23 protein-coding genes are annotated in these 20,449 nt (G+C 63.1%); 16 read left to right on the top strand and 7 right to left on the bottom strand.

From position 1 onward, the window contains the following. Positions 1 to 69 precede the first annotated feature (69 nt). Positions 70 to 1,005, top strand: a complete 936-nt coding sequence (locus A0O30_RS14730; RefSeq protein WP_105946996.1) for a MerR family transcriptional regulator — start codon at positions 70 to 72, stop codon at positions 1,003 to 1,005. On the opposite strand, the gene A0O30_RS14725 is transcribed toward A0O30_RS14730, so the two are convergent. Both A0O30_RS14725 and A0O30_RS14720 read right to left on the bottom strand, forming a co-directional pair. Next, the gene (locus A0O30_RS14725) at positions 990 to 1,607 is read right to left on the bottom strand and encodes a hypothetical protein (protein WP_105946995.1); all 618 of its coding nucleotides are present in this window, start codon (positions 1,605 to 1,607) and stop codon (positions 990 to 992) included. The two genes, A0O30_RS14730 and A0O30_RS14725, sit on opposite strands and share 16 nt — an antisense overlap. 59 nt (positions 1,608 to 1,666) lie before the next feature. Continuing rightward, positions 1,667 to 2,095 carry a PAS domain S-box protein gene (locus tag A0O30_RS14720; RefSeq protein WP_105946994.1) on the bottom strand — a complete coding sequence of 143 codons (429 nt, stop codon included), beginning with the start codon at positions 2,093 to 2,095 and terminating at the stop codon, positions 1,667 to 1,669. A 116-nt stretch (positions 2,096 to 2,211) separates the two neighbouring features. Here A0O30_RS14720 and A0O30_RS14715 point away from each other — a divergent pair, with 116 nt between their 5' ends. Next, positions 2,212 to 2,667 (top strand): flavodoxin, encoded by a 456-nt coding sequence (locus A0O30_RS14715; protein WP_019098828.1) that lies wholly within the window; start codon positions 2,212 to 2,214, stop codon positions 2,665 to 2,667. A gap of 25 nt (positions 2,668 to 2,692) precedes the next feature. On the opposite strand, the gene A0O30_RS14710 is transcribed toward A0O30_RS14715, so the two are convergent. Then, positions 2,693 to 3,574, bottom strand: coding sequence for a LysR family transcriptional regulator (locus A0O30_RS14710; RefSeq protein ID WP_105946993.1), 882 nt, complete (start codon positions 3,572 to 3,574; stop codon positions 2,693 to 2,695). A 98-nt stretch (positions 3,575 to 3,672) separates the two neighbouring features. Here A0O30_RS14710 and A0O30_RS14705 point away from each other — a divergent pair, with 98 nt between their 5' ends. The 10 genes from A0O30_RS14705 to A0O30_RS14660 all read left to right on the top strand — a co-directional run bounded on the left by A0O30_RS14705 (position 3,673) and on the right by A0O30_RS14660 (position 12,700). Continuing rightward, on the top strand, positions 3,673 to 4,059 hold the full coding sequence (locus A0O30_RS14705) for a CidA/LrgA family protein (RefSeq protein ID WP_016713476.1): 387 nt from the start codon (positions 3,673 to 3,675) through the stop codon (positions 4,057 to 4,059). Further along, entirely contained in the window at positions 4,049 to 4,735 is a 687-nt protein-coding gene (locus A0O30_RS14700; RefSeq protein WP_016713477.1) for an LrgB family protein, read from the top strand. The genes A0O30_RS14705 and A0O30_RS14700 overlap by 11 nt, the downstream gene beginning before the upstream one ends. Before the next feature lie 176 nt (positions 4,736 to 4,911). Then, positions 4,912 to 5,817 carry an alpha/beta fold hydrolase gene (locus A0O30_RS14695; RefSeq protein WP_105946992.1) on the top strand — a complete coding sequence of 302 codons (906 nt, stop codon included), beginning with the start codon at positions 4,912 to 4,914 and terminating at the stop codon, positions 5,815 to 5,817. A 114-nt stretch (positions 5,818 to 5,931) separates the two neighbouring features. Next, the gene (locus tag A0O30_RS14690) at positions 5,932 to 6,843 is read left to right on the top strand and encodes an SDR family oxidoreductase (protein ID WP_105946991.1); all 912 of its coding nucleotides are present in this window, start codon (positions 5,932 to 5,934) and stop codon (positions 6,841 to 6,843) included. Between the two features lie 126 nt (positions 6,844 to 6,969). After that, positions 6,970 to 7,533 carry a GNAT family N-acetyltransferase gene (locus A0O30_RS14685; protein ID WP_016713234.1) on the top strand — a complete coding sequence of 188 codons (564 nt, stop codon included), beginning with the start codon at positions 6,970 to 6,972 and terminating at the stop codon, positions 7,531 to 7,533. A 56-nt stretch (positions 7,534 to 7,589) separates the two neighbouring features. Further along, the gene (locus tag A0O30_RS14680; protein ID WP_105946990.1) at positions 7,590 to 8,117 is read left to right on the top strand and encodes a sigma-70 family RNA polymerase sigma factor; all 528 of its coding nucleotides are present in this window, start codon (positions 7,590 to 7,592) and stop codon (positions 8,115 to 8,117) included. Further along, positions 8,114 to 9,085, top strand: coding sequence for a FecR domain-containing protein (locus A0O30_RS14675; RefSeq protein ID WP_105946989.1), 972 nt, complete (start codon positions 8,114 to 8,116; stop codon positions 9,083 to 9,085). The genes A0O30_RS14680 and A0O30_RS14675 overlap by 4 nt, the downstream gene beginning before the upstream one ends. A gap of 76 nt (positions 9,086 to 9,161) precedes the next feature. Next, on the top strand, positions 9,162 to 11,687 hold the full coding sequence (locus A0O30_RS14670) for a TonB-dependent receptor (RefSeq protein WP_105946988.1): 2,526 nt from the start codon (positions 9,162 to 9,164) through the stop codon (positions 11,685 to 11,687). A 67-nt stretch (positions 11,688 to 11,754) separates the two neighbouring features. Next, positions 11,755 to 12,294 (top strand): hypothetical protein, encoded by a 540-nt coding sequence (locus A0O30_RS14665; protein WP_105946987.1) that lies wholly within the window; start codon positions 11,755 to 11,757, stop codon positions 12,292 to 12,294. Between the two features lie 19 nt (positions 12,295 to 12,313). Further along, a complete protein-coding gene (locus A0O30_RS14660) occupies positions 12,314 to 12,700 on the top strand; it encodes a lysozyme inhibitor LprI family protein (RefSeq protein WP_105946986.1) in 387 nt (128 codons plus the stop codon). Between the two features lie 53 nt (positions 12,701 to 12,753). Here the strand turns inward: A0O30_RS14660 and mnmH are convergent, their stop codons facing one another. Together mnmH and selD are read right to left on the bottom strand one after the other, a co-directional pair. After that, positions 12,754 to 13,866, bottom strand: a complete 1,113-nt coding sequence (mnmH, locus tag A0O30_RS14655) for a tRNA 2-selenouridine(34) synthase MnmH (RefSeq protein WP_105946985.1) — start codon at positions 13,864 to 13,866, stop codon at positions 12,754 to 12,756. Beyond that, complete coding sequence (gene selD, locus A0O30_RS14650) at positions 13,866 to 14,900, bottom strand: selenide, water dikinase SelD (protein WP_105946984.1); 1,035 nt, start codon at positions 14,898 to 14,900, stop codon at positions 13,866 to 13,868. Before selD ends, mnmH begins: the two co-directional genes overlap by 1 nt. Positions 14,901 to 15,026: 126 nt before the next feature. Between selD and A0O30_RS14645 the strand changes: the two genes are divergently transcribed. The 4 genes from A0O30_RS14645 to phnE are packed head-to-tail and all read left to right on the top strand — an operon-like array spanning position 15,027 to position 18,272. Then, positions 15,027 to 15,881 carry a putative selenate ABC transporter substrate-binding protein gene (locus A0O30_RS14645; protein WP_105946983.1) on the top strand — a complete coding sequence of 285 codons (855 nt, stop codon included), beginning with the start codon at positions 15,027 to 15,029 and terminating at the stop codon, positions 15,879 to 15,881. Continuing rightward, positions 15,878 to 16,687 carry a phosphonate ABC transporter ATP-binding protein gene (locus tag A0O30_RS14640; RefSeq protein WP_105946982.1) on the top strand — a complete coding sequence of 270 codons (810 nt, stop codon included), beginning with the start codon at positions 15,878 to 15,880 and terminating at the stop codon, positions 16,685 to 16,687. Before A0O30_RS14645 ends, A0O30_RS14640 begins: the two co-directional genes overlap by 4 nt. Continuing rightward, on the top strand, positions 16,681 to 17,508 hold the full coding sequence (locus A0O30_RS14635; protein ID WP_105946981.1) for an ABC transporter permease: 828 nt from the start codon (positions 16,681 to 16,683) through the stop codon (positions 17,506 to 17,508). Before A0O30_RS14640 ends, A0O30_RS14635 begins: the two co-directional genes overlap by 7 nt. Next, entirely contained in the window at positions 17,505 to 18,272 is a 768-nt protein-coding gene (gene phnE / locus A0O30_RS14630) for a phosphonate ABC transporter, permease protein PhnE (protein ID WP_105946980.1), read from the top strand. Before A0O30_RS14635 ends, phnE begins: the two co-directional genes overlap by 4 nt. Positions 18,273 to 18,401: 129 nt before the next feature. On the opposite strand, the gene A0O30_RS14625 is transcribed toward phnE, so the two are convergent. Together A0O30_RS14625 and A0O30_RS14620 are read right to left on the bottom strand one after the other, a co-directional pair. Beyond that, positions 18,402 to 19,289 (bottom strand): bestrophin family protein, encoded by an 888-nt coding sequence (locus tag A0O30_RS14625; RefSeq protein WP_105946979.1) that lies wholly within the window; start codon positions 19,287 to 19,289, stop codon positions 18,402 to 18,404. A 320-nt stretch (positions 19,290 to 19,609) separates the two neighbouring features. Next, the gene (locus A0O30_RS14620; protein WP_105947042.1) at positions 19,610 to 20,257 is read right to left on the bottom strand and encodes a trypsin-like peptidase domain-containing protein; all 648 of its coding nucleotides are present in this window, start codon (positions 20,255 to 20,257) and stop codon (positions 19,610 to 19,612) included. Positions 20,258 to 20,449 lie beyond the last annotated feature (192 nt).

Raw genomic sequence — 20,449 nt, 5'->3', positions numbered from 1 at the left:
GCACCCTGCGACCGATGCCGTCGTAGTAGAATGCGCGTTCAACTTCCGCACCCAGGGTAGCTCGTGCAGATGAACGAACAGGGACGTAGTCCGGTGATCGATGCGAGTTTCGAACAGCAGGAGCTGTTTCCAATTCGTGAAGTTTCCCGTCTGACCGGTGTCAACGCTGTGACCCTGCGGGCCTGGGAGCGTCGTTATGGCCTGATCCAGCCGATCCGTACCGACAGTGGCCACCGCCTGTATTCCCAGGCCGATATCGATGAAATCCGCCGTATCCTCGGGTGGCTGGAGCGCGGTGTGGCGGTCAGCAAAGTGGGCAGTATTCTTGCGCGTGGCCATGCCCTTGCCGGCCAGGCCGGTGATGCGACGGACGCCTGGCTACGCTGGCAGCACCAGATCCGCCTGGCGGTGCAGCGTTTCGACGTGGCGGGCCTTGATCTGCTTTTCCAGGAGGTGTTTGCCGCCAGCACCCTGGACCAGGTTTTCAGCGAAGTGTTCATGCCTGTGTGGCACGACATGGCCGTCCGCCAGGGCGGCTATGGGCAGGCCAGTGAATGGCTGTTCTTTGACCAGTTCTTGCGCGGTCGGGTATTCGCTCGTTTGCAGCTTGCCCATGTGCCGCGTAGCCGCACCGTGCTGTTGGCGCCATTACCGGGACAGTGCCATGAGCTTGAGCTGCTGGTCACCAGCCTGATCCTGGGCAGTGACGAAACAGGTGTGACCCCGTTGGCGAGCGGGCAGCCACTGCAGGAGCTGGCGCTGGTTTGCGAACGCCTGAAGCCGGATGCCCTGGTGCTGTTTTCCCATCAGCCGCCTACCGCAGAACTCATCCGGCACTTGGCTCGCCTGGCGGCGGTATTGGACTGCCCGTTGTTACTGGCCGGTGAGGCGGCGGAAGTGGCACAGGCCAGTCTGGCTGGCAGTGCTATCGCCTGCCTGGGAGCGCAGGGTGGTGTCATGCGCCAGCGGTTGCGGCAGTTTCTGGCAGGTCAGCTAGATACCTGAGTGTGCAGGTCGGGGTGGGCCCGACGGTGGGCCTGGAGGATGTAGTCGCGCAGACGCTCGATTTCTTCGGCCGGGCTTTGGCTGAGGTCGTAGGCCGCCAGGTCCGGGCCAATGCGCCGGCCCAGTACGCCGTGCAGTTCGATCGGGCTGATGCCGCCGGGGGCGAAGCGCAGTTCGAAGCGGGCGGGTGGCGAGGGCAGGTCACGGACTTCCAGCAGCACACCTTTGAAGGAAATATCACGCACCCACAGGCCGCTGATCTCGTCATGGGCATCGAGCAGTGCGCTCGGCTGGTCCATCGACAGGCGCCAAGGGCGCAGCATGGGGCCGTCTTCGTAGATTTCCGGTGAACCCAGTTGCAGGTGCAGGGCGTGGAACTCGTCCTCTACCAATTGCAGGGGGAAGCTGATCTGTTGGTTGTTGAACTGGGCCTGCAAGGTAACCTGTTCGTTCGCCACCAGCCGGGTGAGCAGGCTCTGGATGCGGCGGTCGCCATTGACCAGCAGGCTCGACATGGAGTCGGCCACGTTCAATTGCGGCGAATGCTGCATGTTCTGGATGAAGTCCAGCTCGTCCTGGGTCAGGAGCACGTCTGCTTGCATGATCGAACTCGGTGGTGGCGATTTCTTCATCGGGATTGACCGTGCATGGCGTACTTGGTTCAAGCGCGTTCGTCGGGTTTCGGACGAGCGCACAGTTCCGCCAGTTGCCGTTCCAGTTCGACCTGGCGGCTGACGTCTTTCTGGATACCGATGAAGTAGGTGCGCTGATCCGCGGCGTGCCTTACCGGGGTAATCGACAGCTCGTTCCAGAAGGCGCTGCCATCCTTGCGGTAATTGCGCAGCACTTCGCGGCAGGGGCGGCCTTCGGCCAAGGCCCTGCGGATACGTGCGCGGGCAAGCTGGTCACGGTCGTCCGCCTGCAGAAAGCGGCAATCCTGATAGAGGATTTCATCGCGGCTGTAGCCGGTCAGGCGTTCGAAGGCGGCGTTCACGTAGATCAGGATGGTGTCGTCGCCTTCCTGTTCGGCAACCACGATCCCGTCATTGGACGCATCGACCATCGATTGCAGCAATTGCGCATTGATCATGTTCGGGCCATTGGGCAAAGAGGGGCTGAGGACGGCGACTTTGGTAGAGGCGGCCTTTTGCCAGCGCTGGATGCTAGTATCCTACGTTTTCACTCAGTTTCGGAATCCTCTACCCGATGAAAGTCGCCATTATTTCCGGATCGGTCTATGGCACCGCCGAAGAAGTCGCCCGTCACGCTGAAACGCTGCTCAAGGCAGCGGGCCTGGAGGCCTGGCATGCGGCACGTGCCACCCAGCAGGACCTTGAAGGTTTTGCCCCCGACGCCTTGCTGGCCGTGACCTCGACCACCGGCATGGGCGAACTGCCGGACAACCTCATGCCACTGTACAGCACCCTTCGCGATACCTTGCCTGCGGCCTGGCGTGGTCTGCCGGGTGCGGTGATTGCACTGGGTGACTCCAGCTACGGTGATACCTATTGCGGCGGTGGCGAGCAGATGCGCGAGCTGTTTGCCGAATTGGGTGTGCGTGAGGTGCAGCCGATGCTGCGCCTGGATGCCAGCGAGACCGTGACCCCAGAGGCGGATGCCGAGCCGTGGTTGGCTGAATTGGCAATCGCACTGAAAGCCTGACCCTAAGGCCACATAAAAAAGCGCGTCAGGCGTGAGGTTCGCGCAACAATGCCAACCACGCCTGCGCCGCCCGTGACAGGTAGGCGCCACGCCGCCAGATAAAGGCGATATCCCAGCGCAAATCCGCCGGCGAACGTAGCGGCAAACGCACCACCCCAGGGCGCTCCAGCGCTTTTGCCACCACACGGGGCAGCAACACCACGCCCTGGCCTGCCGCCACCAACGCCGCCAAAAAATCTGCCTGGCCACTGCGGCCGCCTTCCTTCGGGGTAAAGCCCTGTTGCTGGCACGCCTTCAGCAGCCGGTCGTTGAGCACAAAGCTGCGTTGATACAACAGGAACGGCGTATCGGCCAGTTGCCCCAGGTCCACCCCGTCCAGGCTCGCCAATGAATGCCCCGCCGGCAACAGGGCATCCAATGGCTCGTTGCAGAATGGCTGGTAGTCGAACGCCTCGTCGCTGGGTGTCAGGCTACCACCCAGTTCCAGCTCTCCACTCTTGACCGCCTGTTCGACACTGCGGCTACCGCCTTCCAGCAACTGGATCGCGATGTTCGGGTGACGTCGCCGGTACTCGGCAAAAAGCCCGGCGAACAAGGCGTCACTGCCCAACATCGGCAAGCCCAGGCGCAGTTCGCCGCGCTCCATCTGGCTGAGGTCGTCCAGTTCGTTGAGCAGCGCCTGGCGCTGGCGCAGCAGGGCTTCGCCGCGCTCCAGCACAATGCGCCCGGCCGCTGTCAGGTGCAGCTGGGAGGCCTGGCGCTCCAGCAGCGGCTGGCCCACATCTTGCTCCAGCTGCGCCACCTGCTTGCTCACGGCCGATTGACTGATGTGCAGGGTTTGCGCGGCCTGGGTAAAACCACCGCGGTGGACCACTTCGATAAAACTGCGCAGCTGTTTGAATTCCATGCTCTGAATTCCATTCTGGAATGGCGATCAGTCTAACAATTCGCTTCTGGCCTAGGCAGCCAAATCTTAAAATGAGGGCCTGTCGAGGAACCCCCGCCATGAAACCCGCATTGTTGAAAAAAGCCCTGCGCCTGCTTGTCGAGCTGGCGATTCTTTGTGCCTTGTTTCTGCTGGGAGGCCAGCTTGCCACCTGGTTGGGTTGGCCGATCCCCGGCGGCGTGATGGGCCTGGCACTGCTGCTGATACTGTTCGCGTCCGGTGTGCTCAAGCCGGCCATGCTGCAACTGGGCGCCGGCTGGCTGATGGCCGAGATGCTGCTGTTCTTCATTCCGGCGTTGATGAGCCTGCTGGACTACGGCTCGCTGATCCGTGAGGAGGGCTGGCGCATCTTGCTGGTGATCGCCGTGAGCACGCTGATGGTGATGGTGGTGACCGCGCTCACCGTGGAACTGGTGTGCCGCTGGAGGTTGCGCCATGAGCCTTGAACCCATGCCGCTGTTCTGGCTGGCCCTGACCTTGCTGGCCTACCTGGGCAGCCGTTGGCTGTACCGGCGCAGCGGGCGCTACCTGCTGTCGCCGTTGATCCTGGTACCGGTGCTGTTGTTGGCGGTGGCGGTGCCGCTGCACACCGCGTATGCCGAATATGCGCGCAATACCCATTGGTTGATGAGCGTGCTTGGCCCGGTGACCGTCGCCTTCGCGGTGCCCATCTGGCAGCAGCGGGCGATGCTGGCGCGCCATTGGCCGGCGCTGATGGTGGGCATGGTCGCTGGCAGCAGTGCCTCGATCGCCAGTTCCTGGGGGCTGGCGCACCTGCTGGCGCTGGACAGCGCGACCAGCCTGTCGCTGGTGCCGCGTTCGATTACCACGCCGTTTGCCATGCCGTTGGCCCATGACCTGGGTGGCGTGCCAGAGCTGACAGCGGTGTTCGTGATGTTCACCGGTGTACTCGGCGCCATGTTCGGCGGCGTGCTGCTGCGTTGGTTGCCGTTGCGCACGCCGCTGGCACGGGGTGCGCTGTTTGGTGTCGGTGCGCACGGTGCCGGGGTCAGCCGGGCACAGGAGGTGGGCCGCGAGGAAGGCTCGGTGGCCGGCCTGGTCATGGTGCTGACCGGCTTGCTGAACCTGTTCGCGGCACCGTTGCTGGCGCTGTTGCTCTGACCGTTCGTGCCACTGACTCGCACAGTCATCAAGCTGGCTGGCAACGCAAGTTCCAGCCAGTGGGCTGCTGGCTAGACTTTGCCTCGACATAGAGAGCACATGTATGTGCCGAGGTGACATGCAATGACCGCAGCCTTGCCCTATCCCGTCCCTATCACTTCACCGGGTTACTTCTGATGCCTATGGCCGAAATTCCATTGTGCGTCTGGCGTACCCGGGGACAAAGCTTCAACTTCCGGGGCCAGAGCATCCGCTACTGGACCGCAGGGCAAGGAGAGCCCCTGCTTCTGTTACACGGCTTCCCCACGGCCAGCTGGGACTGGCACTACCTGTGGGGGCCTTTGACCCAACGCTTTCGGGTGATCGCTTGCGACATGCTCGGTTTTGGCGACTCGGCCAAGCCGGTCGATCACGCGTACAGCCTGATGGAGCAAGCCGACCTGCAGCAGGCCTTGCTCGGCCACTTGCAGGTCGACCAGCCTGTGCACCTGTTGGCTCATGACTACGGCGGCAGCGTGGCCCAGGAACTGCTGGCGCGGCACCACGAACAGCGTGCCGACATAGCCAGCTGCGTGTTCCTCAACAGCGGCCTGTTCCCCGAAAGCTGCCGCATGCTGCTGATCCAGAAACTGCTGCTTAGCCGGTTCGGCTGGCTGGTCGGGCGCTCGTTCGGGCGTGACGACCTGGTGCGCAACGTGACCCAGGTCTACGGCCCCTGCACCCACCCCAGCGAAAGTGCCCTGGATGATTTCTGGAGCCTGATCGCCGCCAACCGGGGCACGCGCATCCTGCACAAGCTGGTGAGCTACATGCCCGAGCGCAGGTTGCATCGCGAACGCTGGGTCGGGGCGATGCAGCGCAAAGGCGTACCCCTGCGCTTCATCAATGGCGTGGTTGACCCACTTTCCGGCGGGCACATGCTGGAGCGTTATCGGCAACTGGTGCCGGAGCCGGATACCGTGCAGTTGCAGGGCATCGGCCATTACCCGCACACCGAGGCGCCTGTGCAGGTCCTGCGCCACTACCTGGCTTTTCGTGAACAGCCGCTGAGCTATTACCCGCAGAAAGTGGCGTGGTCCTGACCGGGCCTCATCGCCCTGCGTTATTGCCAGGCATTCAGCCTGCGTGAGCTTGATTGTCCGCCTGCCGCTGGCGGCGGACACTTGGCTGACCTGAACCTGCCTGGAGCCATGAGCATGAGCGAGCCTGTCCGTCTGCAAGATCGCGTGGTGATCGTCACCGGGGCTGGCGGTGGCCTGGGCCGCGCCCATGCGCTGCTGTTCGCCGCGCGGGGGGCCAGGGTCGTGGTCAACGACCTCGGCGGCTCTACCCACGGTGAAGGTGCCAGCGCTTCGGCTGCCGACCGGGTGGTAGAAGAGATCCGCGCCGCCGGTGGCACCGCCATCGCCAACCATGACTCGGTCAGCCAGGGTGCGCGCATCGTCGAGCAGGCCCTCGACAGCTTCGGCCGGGTCGATGTGCTGGTGAACAATGCCGGCATCCTGCGCGACAAGACGTTCCACAAGATGGACGACAGCGACTGGGAGCAGGTTTATCAGGTGCATGTGGAAGGGGCCTTCAAGGTCACCCGTGCCGCCTGGCCACACCTGCGCGATCAGAACTGGGGGCGGGTGATCTTCACCGCCTCCACCTCTGGTATCTACGGCAATTTCGGCCAGGCCAACTACGGCATGGCCAAGCTTGGCTTGTACGGGCTGACCCGCACGTTGGCAATCGAAGGGCGCAAGCACGGCATTCTGGTGAACGCCATCGCCCCTACCGGCGGCACCCGCATGACCGAAGGGCTGATCCCGCCTCAGGTCTTCGAGCGGCTCAAGCCGGAACTGGTCAGCCCGCTGGTGGTGTACCTGGGCAGCGAGCAGTGCCAGGGCACGGGCGAACTGTTCGAAGTGGGTGGCGGCTGGGTGGGCAAAGTGCGCTGGGAGCGCAGCCTGGGGGTGGGCTTTGACCCGCGCGAAGGCTTTACCCCGGAGCAGGTGGCGGAAAACTGGGCGCGGATTGGCGACTTTGACGGCGCCGTGCACCCGCAGGACAGCCTGCAGGCGCTGCAGCAGATGATGGCGAACCTGCAGAAGTACCCACTCTGAGAAAGCTGGCACGGTCTCGGTGGAGCGGCCCTTTGTCGCGATGGGCTGCGCAGCAGCCCCGGGATGCCCGAACCCTGCGCTTGACGTTAAACTGTCATCTCCCCAGCAATGGACAGGAGATCCGGCGTGACCCCACCCCGCAGTTTCCCCAGTGACCTCTGCCTCGACAGCCCGCGTCTGCACTTGCGCCCCATGCGCCATGCCGATGCCGCGCAATGGCTGGCGATCATGGCCGACCCCGAGGTCATGCGTTATTGGCACCATGCCCCCTGGCAAGACCTGGCCGAAGCCGAAAGCGCCCTGGCCGCCGACCGAGAAGCCTATGCCAATGGCGACCAGCTCAAGCTCGGCATGTACCGCCGCGACAACGGCGAACTCATCGGCATGGTACAGCTGTTCAACATCGACGATGTCTCCCGCCGTGGCGAAATCGGCTACTGCCTGGCCAGCGCGGTGCAGGGCAGGGGCTACATGGACGAGGCATTGACCTGCTTCATCGACTACCTCGCCCACACCCTGCACATGCGCCGCCTTGAAGGCGAAATCGACCCACGCAACCAAGGCTCGGCACGCACGCTGGAGCGCCAGGGTTTCGTGCTGGAAGGCACGCTGCGGGCACGCTGGTGCGTGGCCGGCGAGTTGTCCGACTCGGGTCTCTACGGCCTGCTGCTGGAACCGCCTGTTGCATAGTCTTACGGCGAATAGATACTATTCGGGAACAATTCTCACTTGTGTCCCGGTGCCCCATGCCCGTAGCCGACTCACCGAGCCCGTACCCGCTTGAACAGCTGTACAGCGAGCACCACGGCTGGCTGTTCAGCTGGCTACGGCGCAAGTTGCGCTGCTCGCACAGCGCAGCCGACCTTGCCCAGGACACCTTCGTGCGCATCCTGGCCTCGCGTGATGCCCTGTTGGGCATGCGCGAGCCACGCGCCTACCTCAGCACCACGGCGCGTCGCCTGCTGATCGACCGGGTACGCCGGCAGCAGATCGAAGAGGCCTACCTCAGCGAACTGGCGTTGGCCGCCGAGGCGCTGGAAGGGCACCAGTCCCCCGAGAGTATTCTCATCACCCTGGAAGCGCTGGAGCAAATCGCTTTCCTGCTCGAAGGCCTGCATGCAAACGCACGCGAAGCGTTCGTAGGCTACTACCTGGACGACCTGACCCAGCCGCAGATTGCCGAACGCCTGCATATTTCCCCTCGCATGGTGCGCAAGTACCTGGCCCAGGCCCTGATTCACTGCCACCGCACGCTGGACATCGCCGAGCCGTGAACGCTTCCCGGATCGAACAGGAGGCCGCCGAGTGGGCGCTGTGCCTGGGCGAAGGTGAACTGGACGCAGACGAAGCGCGCGAGTTTCAGGCCTGGCTGCAAGCCGATCCGCGACATGGCGCCACCTTGCGGCGCATGCAAGGGGTGATCAGCCAGATGCAGGCCCTGCGCCAGCAACGCGGGCCGGTGGGCGCGGGTTTGCGTGCTGGCGTGCAGCCTTCGGCGCCACGCTCGGGCGCACGGCGCACCTTGCTCGGCCTGGCAATGGCGGCCTCGGTGCTGGGTGCATTGCCTTTTGCCGGGGTGCAACCCCGGGACTGGCTGGCTGACCTGCACACTGCGCCGGCCGAGTGGCACAGTGAAACCCTGGCCGATGGCTCGCAGCTGACCTTGGCAGGCAATTCTGCCGTGGACGTGCAGTTCAGCGCGGGCGAGCGGCGCATTCGCCTGCTGCATGGCCAGGTGTTGGTGGATGTGAGCCATGACCCTGCGCGGCCTTTCGTGGTGCAGACCGACGAGGGCAGCTTCAAGGCGTTGGGCACTCGCTTCGTGGTCAGCCAAGGACGCGAGCGTAGCGAGCTGACCATGCTCGAATCCCGTGTCGAGGCGCGCAGTGCAGTGTCCGGTGATCAACTGGTTGCCGGGCGCGGTGAACGCGCCTGGGTGGCACGCGACGGGCTTGGCCCGCTGCCGGCCATTGACCCGGCTCGGGTGGACCAAGCCTGGCAACATCACCAGTTGGTGGCCGAAGGCGTGCCACTCGACCAAGTGCTGGACGCACTGTCACAGCAACGGCGCGGCGTACTGCGTTTCGACCGCCAGGCCATGCAGGCCATCAAGGTGTCGGCGGTGCTGCCGCTGGATGACAGTGAGCGCGCCTTGCGCCTGCTGGCCGAAGCGCTGCCGATCCGCATCGGTGGGTTTGGCCGCTGGTGGACCACGGTAGAACCCGCCCCGCAAAGAAATTGATCCAGTTGGTTCCGCTTCTGCGCACTGGCCCGTCAAACAAGAGGCCAACCGATCAAGAACAAGGAGCCGATCCACCATGCGCCGATTCCCTGGCCACCCCGTCCTCAGCCCGCTAGCCCTGGCCTTGCGTTTGTCCTGTGCCGGGTTGGCCCTTTCCGTTGCGGCCCTGCCGGCCGTGGCCGAGGAGGCCGCCCGCCGTAGCTTCGATGTGCCCGCCGGCAACCTGGCCGAGGCACTTGGCAGCTATGCCCAGCAGGCTGCCGTTTCGCTGGCCTTCACCCCCGAAGCGCTGGCCGGCCTGCAAAGCAATGGCCTGCACGGCCTGTATTCGGTGGACAGTGGCTTTGCGGTGCTGTTGGCCGGCAGCGGTTACCGGGTGGAGCGCAGCGACAACGGCTACCGGCTGGTGGCCGAGCCGCAGGCGGCGGTGAGCGGTGATGCGATGGAGCTGAGTGTTACCACCGTGGCCGGGCAGGGCATGGGCGAAAGTACCGAGAACACCGGCTCCTATGCGCCAGGCCTGATCAGCGTCGGCTCCAAGAGCCCGGCCAGCCTGCGCCAGACGCCGCAATCGGTGTCGACCGTGACGCGCCAGTTGATCGAAGATCAGCAACTGACCGACATCAACCAGGCGATGAAAGTGACGCCGGGCATCGTCACCCAAAGCACCACCTTCCGCACCCAGGACTTCCTCTCGCGCGGCTTCAGCATCCAGAACCTGCAAATCGACGGCGCTGCACCCCAGGCCTTGGGTACCGCGATGGGCTCGTTCTATTCGTCGAACATCTTCGAGCTGGCCGAGTTCGACCACATCGAAGTGCTGCGTGGTACTGCTGCGCTGTATGGCGGCTCGGGCGACCCGGGCGGCATCATCAACATGGTGCGCAAGCGGCCCACTGCCTACAACCAGCTGAAGATGACCCTGTCGGCCGGCAGCTGGGACAACTACCGCCAGGAGTTCGACCTGTCTGGCCCGCTGGGCTGGGATGGCCGCCTGCGTGGGCGTTTGGTGATGTCCAACACCGACCGCCAGTATTTCACCGACAACCGTGCCACCGAGCGGCCGCTGGTCTATGGCGTGCTTGAAGCGGACGTTACCGACGACACCATGCTCACCTTCGGTGCCCGCTACAACAAGTCCCACGAAAACGGCACCAACACCGCGTTGCCCCGTTACAGCAACGGTGCCGATCTGAACTTGCCGCGTCATACCGGTTTGACCAAGAACTGGTCTTACGTCGACGCCACCGCGCGTGAATACTTCGCCAAGGTAGACCACCGCATCAACGACGACTGGAAGCTCAACCTCAGTTACACCAACACCTGGGACCTTGGGCTGTTCAAGAATGCCACCACCCTCAATGCGGTAAACCCGGTGACCAATACCGGTGCGACCTGGTACGGCACGTTGACCCGCCAGGAAAACGAGCAGCACCTGTACGACGGTAACGTCTCCGGGCACTTCCAGGCATTCGGCCTGGACCATGAAGTGGTCTTCGGCGCCGACTACCAGAAGATTGACAGCCGTTGGCTGGGTACCGCGCCCAACGCGGCCACTGGTTCGCCGGCCAACGTGTTCGACCCCGACAGCTCGCCCTTCGACAACCCAGGCACTGCGCGTGACTACAAGCGCGACTACAGCCCCAACTCGCAGCGCCAGTATGGCCTTTACGGCAGCCTGCGCCTGCAACTGGCCGAGCCACTGCACCTGATCGTTGGTGCGCGTGCCCAGCGTTTCCACTTCTGGCAGACCTATACCAATGCGCTGACCACCAATGTGACCAAGACCAGCCCCGAGCAGCGTATTGGTACCAAGGTCACGCCGTTCGGTGGCCTGGTGTACGATCTGGATGATCAATGGTCGGCTTATGCCAGCTACTCGGAAATCTACAAACCGCAATCCAGCCAGATCAGCGGCCCTGCAGAAACCGGTTCGCCGCTTGAACCCATGACCGGCAAAACCTACGAAACCGGCCTCAAGGGTGAGCTGTTCAATGGCGCGCTCAACGCCAGCGTGGCGCTGTACTACACCACCCGTGAAAACCAGGCGGTACAAGACCCGAACTTCCCGGCAAGTTTCGCCGGCTTCTCCGGTAGCTGCTGCTATGTGTCCAACGGCAAGGTAGTGAGCAAGGGCATCGACATGGAGCTGTCCGGCGAGGTGCTACCGGACTGGATGCTGGTGGGCGGCTACACCTTCAACCTCAACCGTAACCGCAGTGCCGACACACCGCTGAGCACGGTAATGCCCAAGCACCTGTTCAAGCTGTACACCACCTATCGCCTGCCGGGCATCTTCAGCGACTTCAAGGTCGGCGGCGGCGTGCAGGTGCAAAGCGCTACCTACGTTTCCGGGATGGTTAACCGCTACGACAGCAATGGCGCGCTTGCGGAGCGGGATGTGCCCTTTGACTTCAACCAGAGCGGCTATGCCATCTGGAACGCCTTGGTCGACTATCGGATCGATGATCACTGGAACGTCACGCTCAATGGCAACAACCTGTTCGACAAGAAGTACTACGAAACCGTGGGTACCTCGACCTATGGAAACATGTACGGCGAACCACGCAACTTCATGGTGACCCTGCGCGGCACCTATTGAAGGTTTGGAAGCGGGGCGGGGCCTGGGTTAAGGTCGTAGCCTGTCCCGCTTCCACCAGGTAAACCCCTTGCCCGTTTTCTACCTGAGCATCAGCTTGCTGCTGTACGTGCTCGCCCTGTTTTTCGATGGTGCGCTGATGAGCGGCGAGCGCCACATGCCGGCCCTGCAGATGCTGCTGTACGGGCCATGGGGCATGCCCTTCGGCTTGTTCCAATGGTTTGCCAACCCGCTGCTGGCCCTGGCCATCCTTGCCCATCGGCGGTTCCGCAGGCTGGCTTTGCTGGCCGGGCTGGCCGCGGTGTACCTGGCCGCCAGCAGCTTCGGAATTGACCGCTTGCCGGACAACCAGAGCTACGCGTTTCATGAGCGCACCGGCTTTGGTGCCGGTTTCTACCTGTGGCTGGCGGCTATGGTGGTGTTTTGTGTAGGCCAGGCCTGGCATTGCTGGAAGGCACGCAGCGCCAACGACATGCCGGGTTGGAACTGGCTTGATGTAGCGTTGATCGCAGCGTTGGCTGTGACGCTTTACGCGGCAACGCAGATGCCATCGTTGCGCTTCGAGCCGGGCAACGTACTGATGCCACCAGAGCAGCCGCAGACGCTTTGATACCCACAAGGAGGGGCGCATGACCAAGCATTATCTGACAGGCCTGGTACTGGCTTGTGTGCTGCCATTGGCAGTGGCGGACGATTACACGCCGGCCTACGGGCAGTGCATGGACAAGGCCTCCAGTACGGTGGCCATGAGTGCATGTATCCAGGCTGAAACACAGGTGCAGGACCAGCGTTTGAACCGGGTGTACAAACAGTTGATGGGCAAGCTGGAGACTGGGCAGCAGAAAAGCTTGCGCGATGTGCAGCGCAAGTGGATGGCCTACCGCGATGGCAATTGCCAGTTCCATGTGCAGGCCAGTGGCGGGACCCTGGCGCAGTTGGAAGGTGGGACGTGTGTGATGGACATGACCCGTGACCGGGCAGCGGAGCTGGAACGGGTGCTTAGCCCGGGGTTGTGAGGTTGTCTCTACCGGCCTCTTCGCGGGTTTACCCGCGAAGAGGCGAGGTGGTGCTAATGATGAGGTTCGCGCAACGCCCGGGCCTTGAGGTACTCGCGCACTTCCAAGGCATCCCCGGCAAATTCGATACGCTCAGCCTTCGCCGCACGCTGGTAGGCATACATCGGGTCGTAATACTCGTTCAACAAGCCTTCGATCCAGCCCCGATGCAACTCCACCGCGCCGCTGCGCTGCTGTTCTTCCAGCGCCTGGGCCAGCAGTGTCGACAACCGCTGATATCGCTCGCCACCCAAGCGCTTGTAGATGTTGGCCATGCTTTGCAGCATGCGTTCGGCAAACAACCGGCGACCTTCTTCCTCGCCATGCACAGCGGCGAACTCGGCACTCAGGTTGACCACATAATCACGCAGGATACGCTCCACGCGGTTGGCAAAGCTGTCTTCCAGCCAAACCAACGGGTATTGCTGCATGCCTTGGTAAAGCTCAAGCGGCACCGTGCAACTGCCGACAATGCGGCCTTCATCTTCCAGTACGAATTGCTCGATCCCGCTGGCACGCTTCTTCAGCACATCGATAGCCAACTGGTTCTCGAAGTCGATTTGCGCCGGTTGCGCAGTAGCGCGCTTGCCGAAGCTGGAGCCGCGATGGTTGGCGTGGCCTTCCAGGTCGAGCACGTTGCCCAGTTGATGCAGTACATCCGTCTTGCCGGTACCGGTAAGGCCGCCCAGTAGCACGAAATCACATTGCGCCACTGCCTGCTGGGTGGTTTCCAGCAGAAAGGTCCGCATGGCCTTGTAACCGCCTTTGACCCGCGGGTACTGGATGCCTGCCTCATCGCGCAACCAGCCCTGCACGATTTGCGAACGCAAGCCGCCGCGCAAGCAGTACAGGTAGCCTTCTGGGTGTGCCTGGGTGAACGCCACCCAGGCCTCCATGCGCGTCTGCTTGGTCGTGCCGCTGACCAGTTGATGGCCCAGGGCGATGGCAGCTGTCTGGCCCTGCTGCTTGAAGCAGGTGCCGACCTTCTGCCGTTCCTGGTCATTCATCAGCGGCAAATTGACCACGCCCGGAAAGGCGCCTTTGGAAAATTCGACGGGCGCGCGCATGTCCATCATCGGCACATCGTCGAGGAACAGCTGATGGAAATCGGTGCAGTCGGGGCGCATCAGATCACCTCGACCGCGTGGCTCTGTCGTTCGACCAGCTTGCCGATTGGCGACAGTTGCAGGCCCAGTTCGACAGCGACTGCCAGGAACGCGCCTTCACCTTCAGGGCTGACAGCCACCAGCAGGCCGCCGCTGGTTTGCGGGTCGCACAGCAGGTGTTTCTGCTCGTCGCTGAGTGCGCCGAGCTTGTGGCCGTAGCTTTCGAAGTTACGCAGCGTGCCGCCGGGGATGCAACCTTCGGCCAGGTAGTGCTCGACACTGGGCAGGCGCGGCACGGCGGCGTAGTCCAGGTGCGCGGTAAGGCCGCTGCCTTCGGCCAGCTCCACCAGGTGGCCGAGCAGGCCAAAGCCGGTGACGTCGGTCATGGCCTTTACACCGTCGAGTTTGCCGAAGCGGCTGCCGGGGGTATTGAGGGTGCACATCCAGTCTCGGGCCAGGCTCTGGTCCTGTGCGCGCAACTTGGCCTTTTTCTCGGCTGTGGTGAGGATGCCGATGCCCAGGGGTTTGGTCAGGTACAGCTGGCAGCCGGCAGTGGCGGTGTCGTTGCGCTTGAGGTGGCGCTTGCTGACCACGCCGGTCACGGCCAGGCCGAAGATAGGTTCGGGGGCGTCGATGGAGTGGCCGCCGGCCAGCGGAATGCCGGCTTCGGCGCACACCGCACGGCCGCCACGAATCACTTCGCGGGCCACTTCCGGTGGCAGCACATTGACCGGCCAGCCGAGGATGGCAATGGCCATCAGCGGGTCGCCGCCCATGGCGTAGATGTCGCTGATGGCGTTGGTGGCGGCGATGCGGCCGAAGTCGTACGGGTCATCGACAATCGGCATGAAAAAGTCGGTGGTCGAGACCACGCCGCGCTCGTCGTCCAGCGCGTACACGGCAGCGTCGTCGCGCGAGGCGTTGCCAACCCACAGCTTCGGGTCCAGGGCCTGGGTGCCGCTTTCGGCAAGGATCACATCCAGCACCTTGGGGGAAATCTTGCAGCCACAGCCGGCACCATGGCTGTACTGGGTCAGGCGAATCGGCTCGCTCATACGCACCTCGGCAGGTCAGATTGTTGCGCGATTGTAGCAAAGCTGGCCTTTGGGCCTTGGCCTCTTATAATCCTTGGAGTCGACGGATTTGTCGGCATTTCCCCGCTATTGAACCGGAGAACACCCATGCTCAAACGCCCCTTGGCGCTCGCCGCCGGCCTTGTGCTGTCTTGCTGTGCCGTTGTCGTCCAGGCTGCTGAAGTGTTGCGAGTCAGCGCGATCCCCGACGAAGCACCGACCGAGTTGCAGCGCAAGTTCAAGCCGTTGGGCAAGTACCTGGCCAAGCAACTGGGCATGGAAGTGAAGTTCGTACCGGTGGCCGATTACCCGGCTGTGGTCGAGTCGCTGGCCGCCGACCGGCTGGACCTGGCCTGGCTGGGAGGCTTCACGTTCGTTCAGGTGCACCTGAAGGACCCGACCGCCACGCCACTGGTGCAGCGTGAGCAGGACGCGCAGTTCACCTCCAAATTCATCACCGCCAACCCCGACGTGAAAAGCCTGGCCGACCTCAAGGGCAAGTCGTTCGCCTTCGGCTCCATCTCGTCTACCTCGGGCAGCCTGATGCCGCGTTACTTCATGCTCAAGCAGGACAACATCAAGCCTGAAGAGTACTTCAGCCGTGTGGCCTACTCTGGCGCCCATGACGCCACCGTGGCCTGGGTGCAGGCAGGCAAAGTCGATGGCGGCGTGCTCAATGCCAGTGTGTGGCAGAAACTGGTGGATGCCGGCAAGGTCGATGCCGCCAAGGTGAAAGTGTTCGCCACTACCCCGACCTACTTCGACTACAACTGGACCGTGCGCGGCAACATGGCACCGGCGCTGAAAGAAAAGATCAAAAAAGCGTTCCTCGACCTCGACCCGGCCAAGCCGGAGCACAAGGCCATCCTCGACCTGCAGGCCGCCAGCCGCTTCATCGAGACCAAGCCTGAAAACTATGTAGGCACCGAGCAAGCTGCGCGTGAGGCTGGCCTGCTCAAGTGACTGCTTCGAACGTGGCAATCCACCTGCACGGTGCCGGCCTGCGCCATGGCCAGGTACGCGCGCTTGACGCAATCAGCTTGCGCATCGAGCAGGGCGAGCGCGTCGCGATCATTGGGCCGTCGGGGGCGGGCAAGTCGAGCTTACTGCACCTGATGGCTACGGCCATCCAGCCCAGCAGCGGGCTCGTGGAGTTGCTTGGTGAGCAGCCCTGGGCGTTGTCCGCCAAGGCGCGCCAGCGCCTTCGGACGCGGGTCGGCCTGGTGCATCAGGCACCGCCCTTGCCACCGCGCCAACGGGTGGTGACGGCAGTATTGGCCGGCCGACTGGGGCAGTGGGGGGTAACGCGTGGCTTGCTCAACCTGCTGTACCCCAGCGATGTGCCGGGGGCGCGCCAGGTGTTGGCAGAGCTCGGGCTGGCCGACAAGCTGTTCGTGCAGTGCGGGCAGTTGTCGGGTGGCCAGTTACAGCGGGTGGGTATTGCCCGGGCCCTTTACCAGCGGCCACAGGTGCTGCTGACCGACGAGCCGGTGTCGGCCATGGACCCTGTGCTGGCCGACCACAGCCTGGCCTTGCTCAACCGCCATGCCCAGGCCAATGGCGTGACACTGGTGGCGAGCCTGCATGCGGTGGAGTTGGCGCTGGCGCATTTCCCCCGGGTGGTCGGTATCCGCGAGGGCCAGGTAGTGTTTGATTGCCCGGCAGAAGCGGTCACCGAAACCATGCTGGAGGCGCTGTACGCGAATGAACAACTGGCTTCGCCGCCAACCCAGGGGCCGATTCTGACGGTGCAGATCCCGCGATGCTGAGGGCCGACACCCGCGACCCGGCCCTGCTGCCACGGCTGCTGCTGGCCTTGCTGGGCGTGGCGATACTGTGGCCGGGTATCCAGTTGAGCGAACTGAACCCCGGGGTGCTGCTGCAGGCAGAGAACCGACAGCAGATCGTCAGTTTCACCAGCGCTTTCTGGCCACCCGCGCACGATGCCGATTTTCTCGTGTTGCTGTATGAAGCCACGCTACAGACCCTGGCCGTGGCCACCGCCGGCATGGCGTTGGCGTTGCTGCTGGCCGTCCCGGCGGGGCTGTTGGCCAGTCGCGCCTTGTCGTTGCGTGCTGCCTCCCGTGGTGGGCGTGCAGGGCTTTGGTCGCGTTTGCTGCGCCTGCCGGTGCGCGGGTTGCTGATCTTCCTGCGCAGCGTGCCGGAAATTGTCTGGGCGCTGTTGTTCGTGCGGGCCGTGGGGCTGGGGCCGACGGCGGGTGTGTTGGCCATCGCCATTACCTACAGCGGTATGCTGGGCAAGGTCTACGCCGAAATCTTCGAGTCGGTCGACCAGCGCCCGGCCCATGCCTTGTTGCAGGCGGGCAGTGGCCGGCTGACGGCGTTTCTCTACGGCATTCTGCCCAATGCGGCGTCCGAGGTGGTGTCCTACACCGTGTACCGCTGGGAGTGTGCGGTGCGGGCCTCGGTGGTGATGGGGTTTGTGGGGGCGGGCGGGCTGGGGCAGCAGATTGACCTGTCGATGCGGATGTTTGCCGGGGCGGAAGTGGCCAGCATGTTGCTCACCTTCCTGCTGCTGGTGAGTTTGGCCGACTTGCTCAGCCGCCTGCTGCGCTGGAGGCTGGCATGAACCGGGTCATCAACCTGTTGCTGCTGGGCGCCATCGTGTTGGCGGTGTTGGCCTCGTTCGCATACCTGGAGCTGGACCTGCAAGCGCTGGTCGGCAACGGTGGGCTGGGGCAGATGGGCGAGTACGCCGGGCGTTTCCTGCACCCGGACCTGTCTGCCGGGCACTTGAAGGCCGTGTGCCATGGGGCGCTGGAGACGCTGGCCATGTCTGGCCTGGGCACCTTGTTGGCGATGGTCATGGGGATGTTGCTGGCACTGCCGGCGGCAGGGCGATTCGGTTGGCCATTGCAAGGCGCGGCGCGGTTGCTGCTGAATGCCCTGCGCGCCATTCCGGAACTGGTGTGGGCTGCGCTGACAGTACTGGCGGCCGGTCTTGGGCCCAATGCCGGCACCCTCGCGTTGGCGCTGCACACTGCCGGTGTTCTGGGACGCTTGTTTGCCGAGGCGCTGGAGAATGCGCCGCCAGAGCCAGCGGCAGCGATTCGCTTGCAGGGCGGCAGCCAGGTGGCCGCGTTCTGTTTTGGTACCTTGCCCAACGTGTGGCCGCAGTTGCTGGCCTACAGTTTGTACCGCTGGGAAAACAATATCCGTATGGCCAGCGTGCTGGGCTTTGTCGGGGCGGGCGGCTTGGGGCAGATGCTGTACACCACGTTGAGCCTGTTCCAGGAGGCCCAGGCCAGTACGGTGATTATTGGCATGCTGGTGCTGGTGTTGCTGGTGGATATGTTGAGTGATGTGTTGCGCCAGCGCTTTGTGAGGGCGTGACCGACAGCCGGGGCCGCGTTGCGGCCCATCGCCGGCAAGCCAGCTCCCACATGGACCGCGCAATCCTTTGAGTTTGCACTGTACCTGTGGGAGCTGGCTTGCCGGCGATAGGGCCCTTGAGGCCGAATGCTAAGCCAACTCCCCACATTGCGCTTCCCGCTGCATCGACTCCAAGTTGCGCTCGATCGTCTCGCAAATGGTGTCCATCTGGATCTGGTGCTCACTGAACTTGAACGGGCTCTGCAAATCCGTGCCGATCCGCTCGATGGCCAGCAACATGAACCCCACCACGGTCGAAGCCAGCGGCGTGAACCAGCCCAGCGACTCCACCAGCCCTACTGGCACGATCAGGCAGAACAGGGTGATGAACAGTCGCGGAAAATACACGTAAGGGTAGGGCAGCGGTGTATTGGCAATGCGCTCCATACCGCCTTGGGCATTGGACAGGTCCACCAGCGTCGATTCCAGCCGCGCCAGACGGATGCTGTCCAGCCGCCCGGCCTGGTATTCCCGCGCCAGCAAGGCCGCCGAGCCACCGAGAATGTCATTGGCAAAGTTGTTCGAGCGGTTGCGCCGTTCGAACTCAGCCGGCGGGATGAAGGCCATCAGTTCATCCGGGCAGCTCTCATCCTTCAAGTGTGCAGCCAGGCAGTTCACATAGGCGATGTGCCGGCGCAGCAGGGTGGCCTTGACCGGGTTCAGGCCATCAGCCGGGTCATCGATCAGGTTTAGCGTCTGCCTTGCGAAGCTACGCGAACTGTTCACCAGCGCCCCCCACAACGTGCGAGCTTCCCACCAACGGTTGTAGGCGCTGCTGTTGCGAAAACTCACCAGCACTACCAGCGCCGAGCCCAGCAAGGTCAGCGGGATCAGCGGCAGGGTGAACTTGCTGTTGAAGAACAGCATGAAATCGATGGTGACAAGCACATCCCAGATCAGCAGCCAGAACAGCGACCAGCCGATGTAGCCGATGGTCTTCACGACCAGGCGGTACTTGCGGGTGATGATGTCTTTCACGCGGGGGGCCTCGAAACGCGGGGGATGCAGAATCGGACGTCGAGGGGAGAGCATGGTTCGGTGCGGTTCGTCTGGGTGTATTACCAGACGTGTTCAGTGCCAGGTTTTGTAGGAATTGGACTGCAGTGTTTTAGGACCACAGTGAAATAGCCCGAGCCAACATCTACGTTGAAAAAGCCCGGGCAAGAAACGAACGGGTTACTCCCACAGGCACTGCACAAGTCTCAAAACCTGCGCAGGTCCTGTAGGAGCGGGTTTACCCGCGAATAGGCCATCAGCCTCACATCTTAAGCCGCTTTCCATCCACAAACGCGACCCGCTCAAGGCTTGGCAGCAACCGCCACATAGCCTTTGACCGAAGCCGGTGCCTGAGGCTTGCCCTTGTGCGCCGTCAGGTACTGAAAGCGTCGCCATTCCTTGTCGATCTCGTTGAACGACATGAACACGCTGATCCGCTCCTTGCCAGCCAGGTCCGGGCGCTTGCCGGCATCGATCTCGCTGGTGGGGATGATGGCCACATTGATGCCGACCACCTTGCCGTCTTCGGCAAACACTGGCCCACCCGACATGCCCTTGGTGATCGGGCCGTCGTGTACCGAATAGAAGACGCTGCCTGGCGTGCCTTCAAGCCGCACCAGTGAAGGGAGCGCATGGCCCTTGCCCTGCATCGGCATCATGAAACTGTTGAAACCCACCGCCGTCACGGCTTCGCCCGGCACATACTGGCGCCAATCCGGCACGTTGCTGGCCTTGTGTTTGAAGAACACCACATCACCGAGGCCCTCGTGGACCACGTTGCGCAGGAAGGGGGTGTGTTTGGCGGTTACGGCGTAATCCTCGTTCCACTGGATGGCGCTGGCCATCAGCAACATGGGCAGCGGGGCACCGGAGGTGACCACGAAAGCCTGGCTGTAGACGGGATCGGAAACGTACGAGGTTGGCACTCCATTGCACCCACTGAGCAGCATCATTGCCGCCATGCAGGGCGCGATTGTTTTCATGGGTCACACGGTGCGTGGTGAAAAGGGAGCGCAACTATGGCGAAGTGCCATTACGCTAACAATACTTTCGGAATATATCCGACGAGTGACAGGTTAAGCGCTGGCGCATATCGTGGCCAATAGGCTTCATGCATGGCTGGAGGCCTTGAAGTCATTGAG

It is taken from the genome of Pseudomonas sp. LLC-1 (genome assembly GCF_002992185.1).
Lineage (GTDB): Bacteria > Pseudomonadota > Gammaproteobacteria > Pseudomonadales > Pseudomonadaceae > Aquipseudomonas > Aquipseudomonas monteilii.
The sequence above is the reverse complement of the archived record's forward strand: the minus strand, read 5'-3'. Positions and strand labels throughout refer to the sequence as shown.

What these genes read in the sequence shown, in the direction of transcription:
- A0O30_RS14635 (WP_105946981.1), top strand. Translation starts at nt 16,681, where the DNA reads ATGCTGAGGGCCGACACCCGCGACCCGGCCCTGCTGCCACGGCTGCTG.
- A0O30_RS14730 (WP_105946996.1), top strand. Translation starts at nt 70, where the DNA reads ATGAACGAACAGGGACGTAGTCCGGTGATCGATGCGAGTTTCGAACAG.
- A0O30_RS14725 (WP_105946995.1), bottom strand. Translation starts at nt 1,607, where the DNA reads ATGCAAGCAGACGTGCTCCTGACCCAGGACGAGCTGGACTTCATCCAG.
- selD (WP_105946984.1), bottom strand. Translation starts at nt 14,900, where the DNA reads ATGAGCGAGCCGATTCGCCTGACCCAGTACAGCCATGGTGCCGGCTGT.
- mnmH (WP_105946985.1), bottom strand. Translation starts at nt 13,866, where the DNA reads ATGCGCCCCGACTGCACCGATTTCCATCAGCTGTTCCTCGACGATGTG.
- A0O30_RS14620 (WP_105947042.1), bottom strand. Translation starts at nt 20,257, where the DNA reads ATGCTGCTCAGTGGGTGCAATGGAGTGCCAACCTCGTACGTTTCCGAT.
- A0O30_RS14705 (WP_016713476.1), top strand. Translation starts at nt 3,673, where the DNA reads ATGAAACCCGCATTGTTGAAAAAAGCCCTGCGCCTGCTTGTCGAGCTG.
- phnE (WP_105946980.1), top strand. Translation starts at nt 17,505, where the DNA reads ATGAACCGGGTCATCAACCTGTTGCTGCTGGGCGCCATCGTGTTGGCG.
- A0O30_RS14715 (WP_019098828.1), top strand. Translation starts at nt 2,212, where the DNA reads ATGAAAGTCGCCATTATTTCCGGATCGGTCTATGGCACCGCCGAAGAA.
- A0O30_RS14670 (WP_105946988.1), top strand. Translation starts at nt 9,162, where the DNA reads ATGCGCCGATTCCCTGGCCACCCCGTCCTCAGCCCGCTAGCCCTGGCC.
- A0O30_RS14700 (WP_016713477.1), top strand. Translation starts at nt 4,049, where the DNA reads ATGAGCCTTGAACCCATGCCGCTGTTCTGGCTGGCCCTGACCTTGCTG.
- A0O30_RS14690 (WP_105946991.1), top strand. Translation starts at nt 5,932, where the DNA reads ATGAGCGAGCCTGTCCGTCTGCAAGATCGCGTGGTGATCGTCACCGGG.
- A0O30_RS14645 (WP_105946983.1), top strand. Translation starts at nt 15,027, where the DNA reads ATGCTCAAACGCCCCTTGGCGCTCGCCGCCGGCCTTGTGCTGTCTTGC.
- A0O30_RS14660 (WP_105946986.1), top strand. Translation starts at nt 12,314, where the DNA reads ATGACCAAGCATTATCTGACAGGCCTGGTACTGGCTTGTGTGCTGCCA.
- A0O30_RS14710 (WP_105946993.1), bottom strand. Translation starts at nt 3,574, where the DNA reads ATGGAATTCAAACAGCTGCGCAGTTTTATCGAAGTGGTCCACCGCGGT.
- A0O30_RS14680 (WP_105946990.1), top strand. Translation starts at nt 7,590, where the DNA reads ATGCCCGTAGCCGACTCACCGAGCCCGTACCCGCTTGAACAGCTGTAC.
- A0O30_RS14720 (WP_105946994.1), bottom strand. Translation starts at nt 2,095, where the DNA reads ATGATCAATGCGCAATTGCTGCAATCGATGGTCGATGCGTCCAATGAC.
- A0O30_RS14695 (WP_105946992.1), top strand. Translation starts at nt 4,912, where the DNA reads ATGCCTATGGCCGAAATTCCATTGTGCGTCTGGCGTACCCGGGGACAA.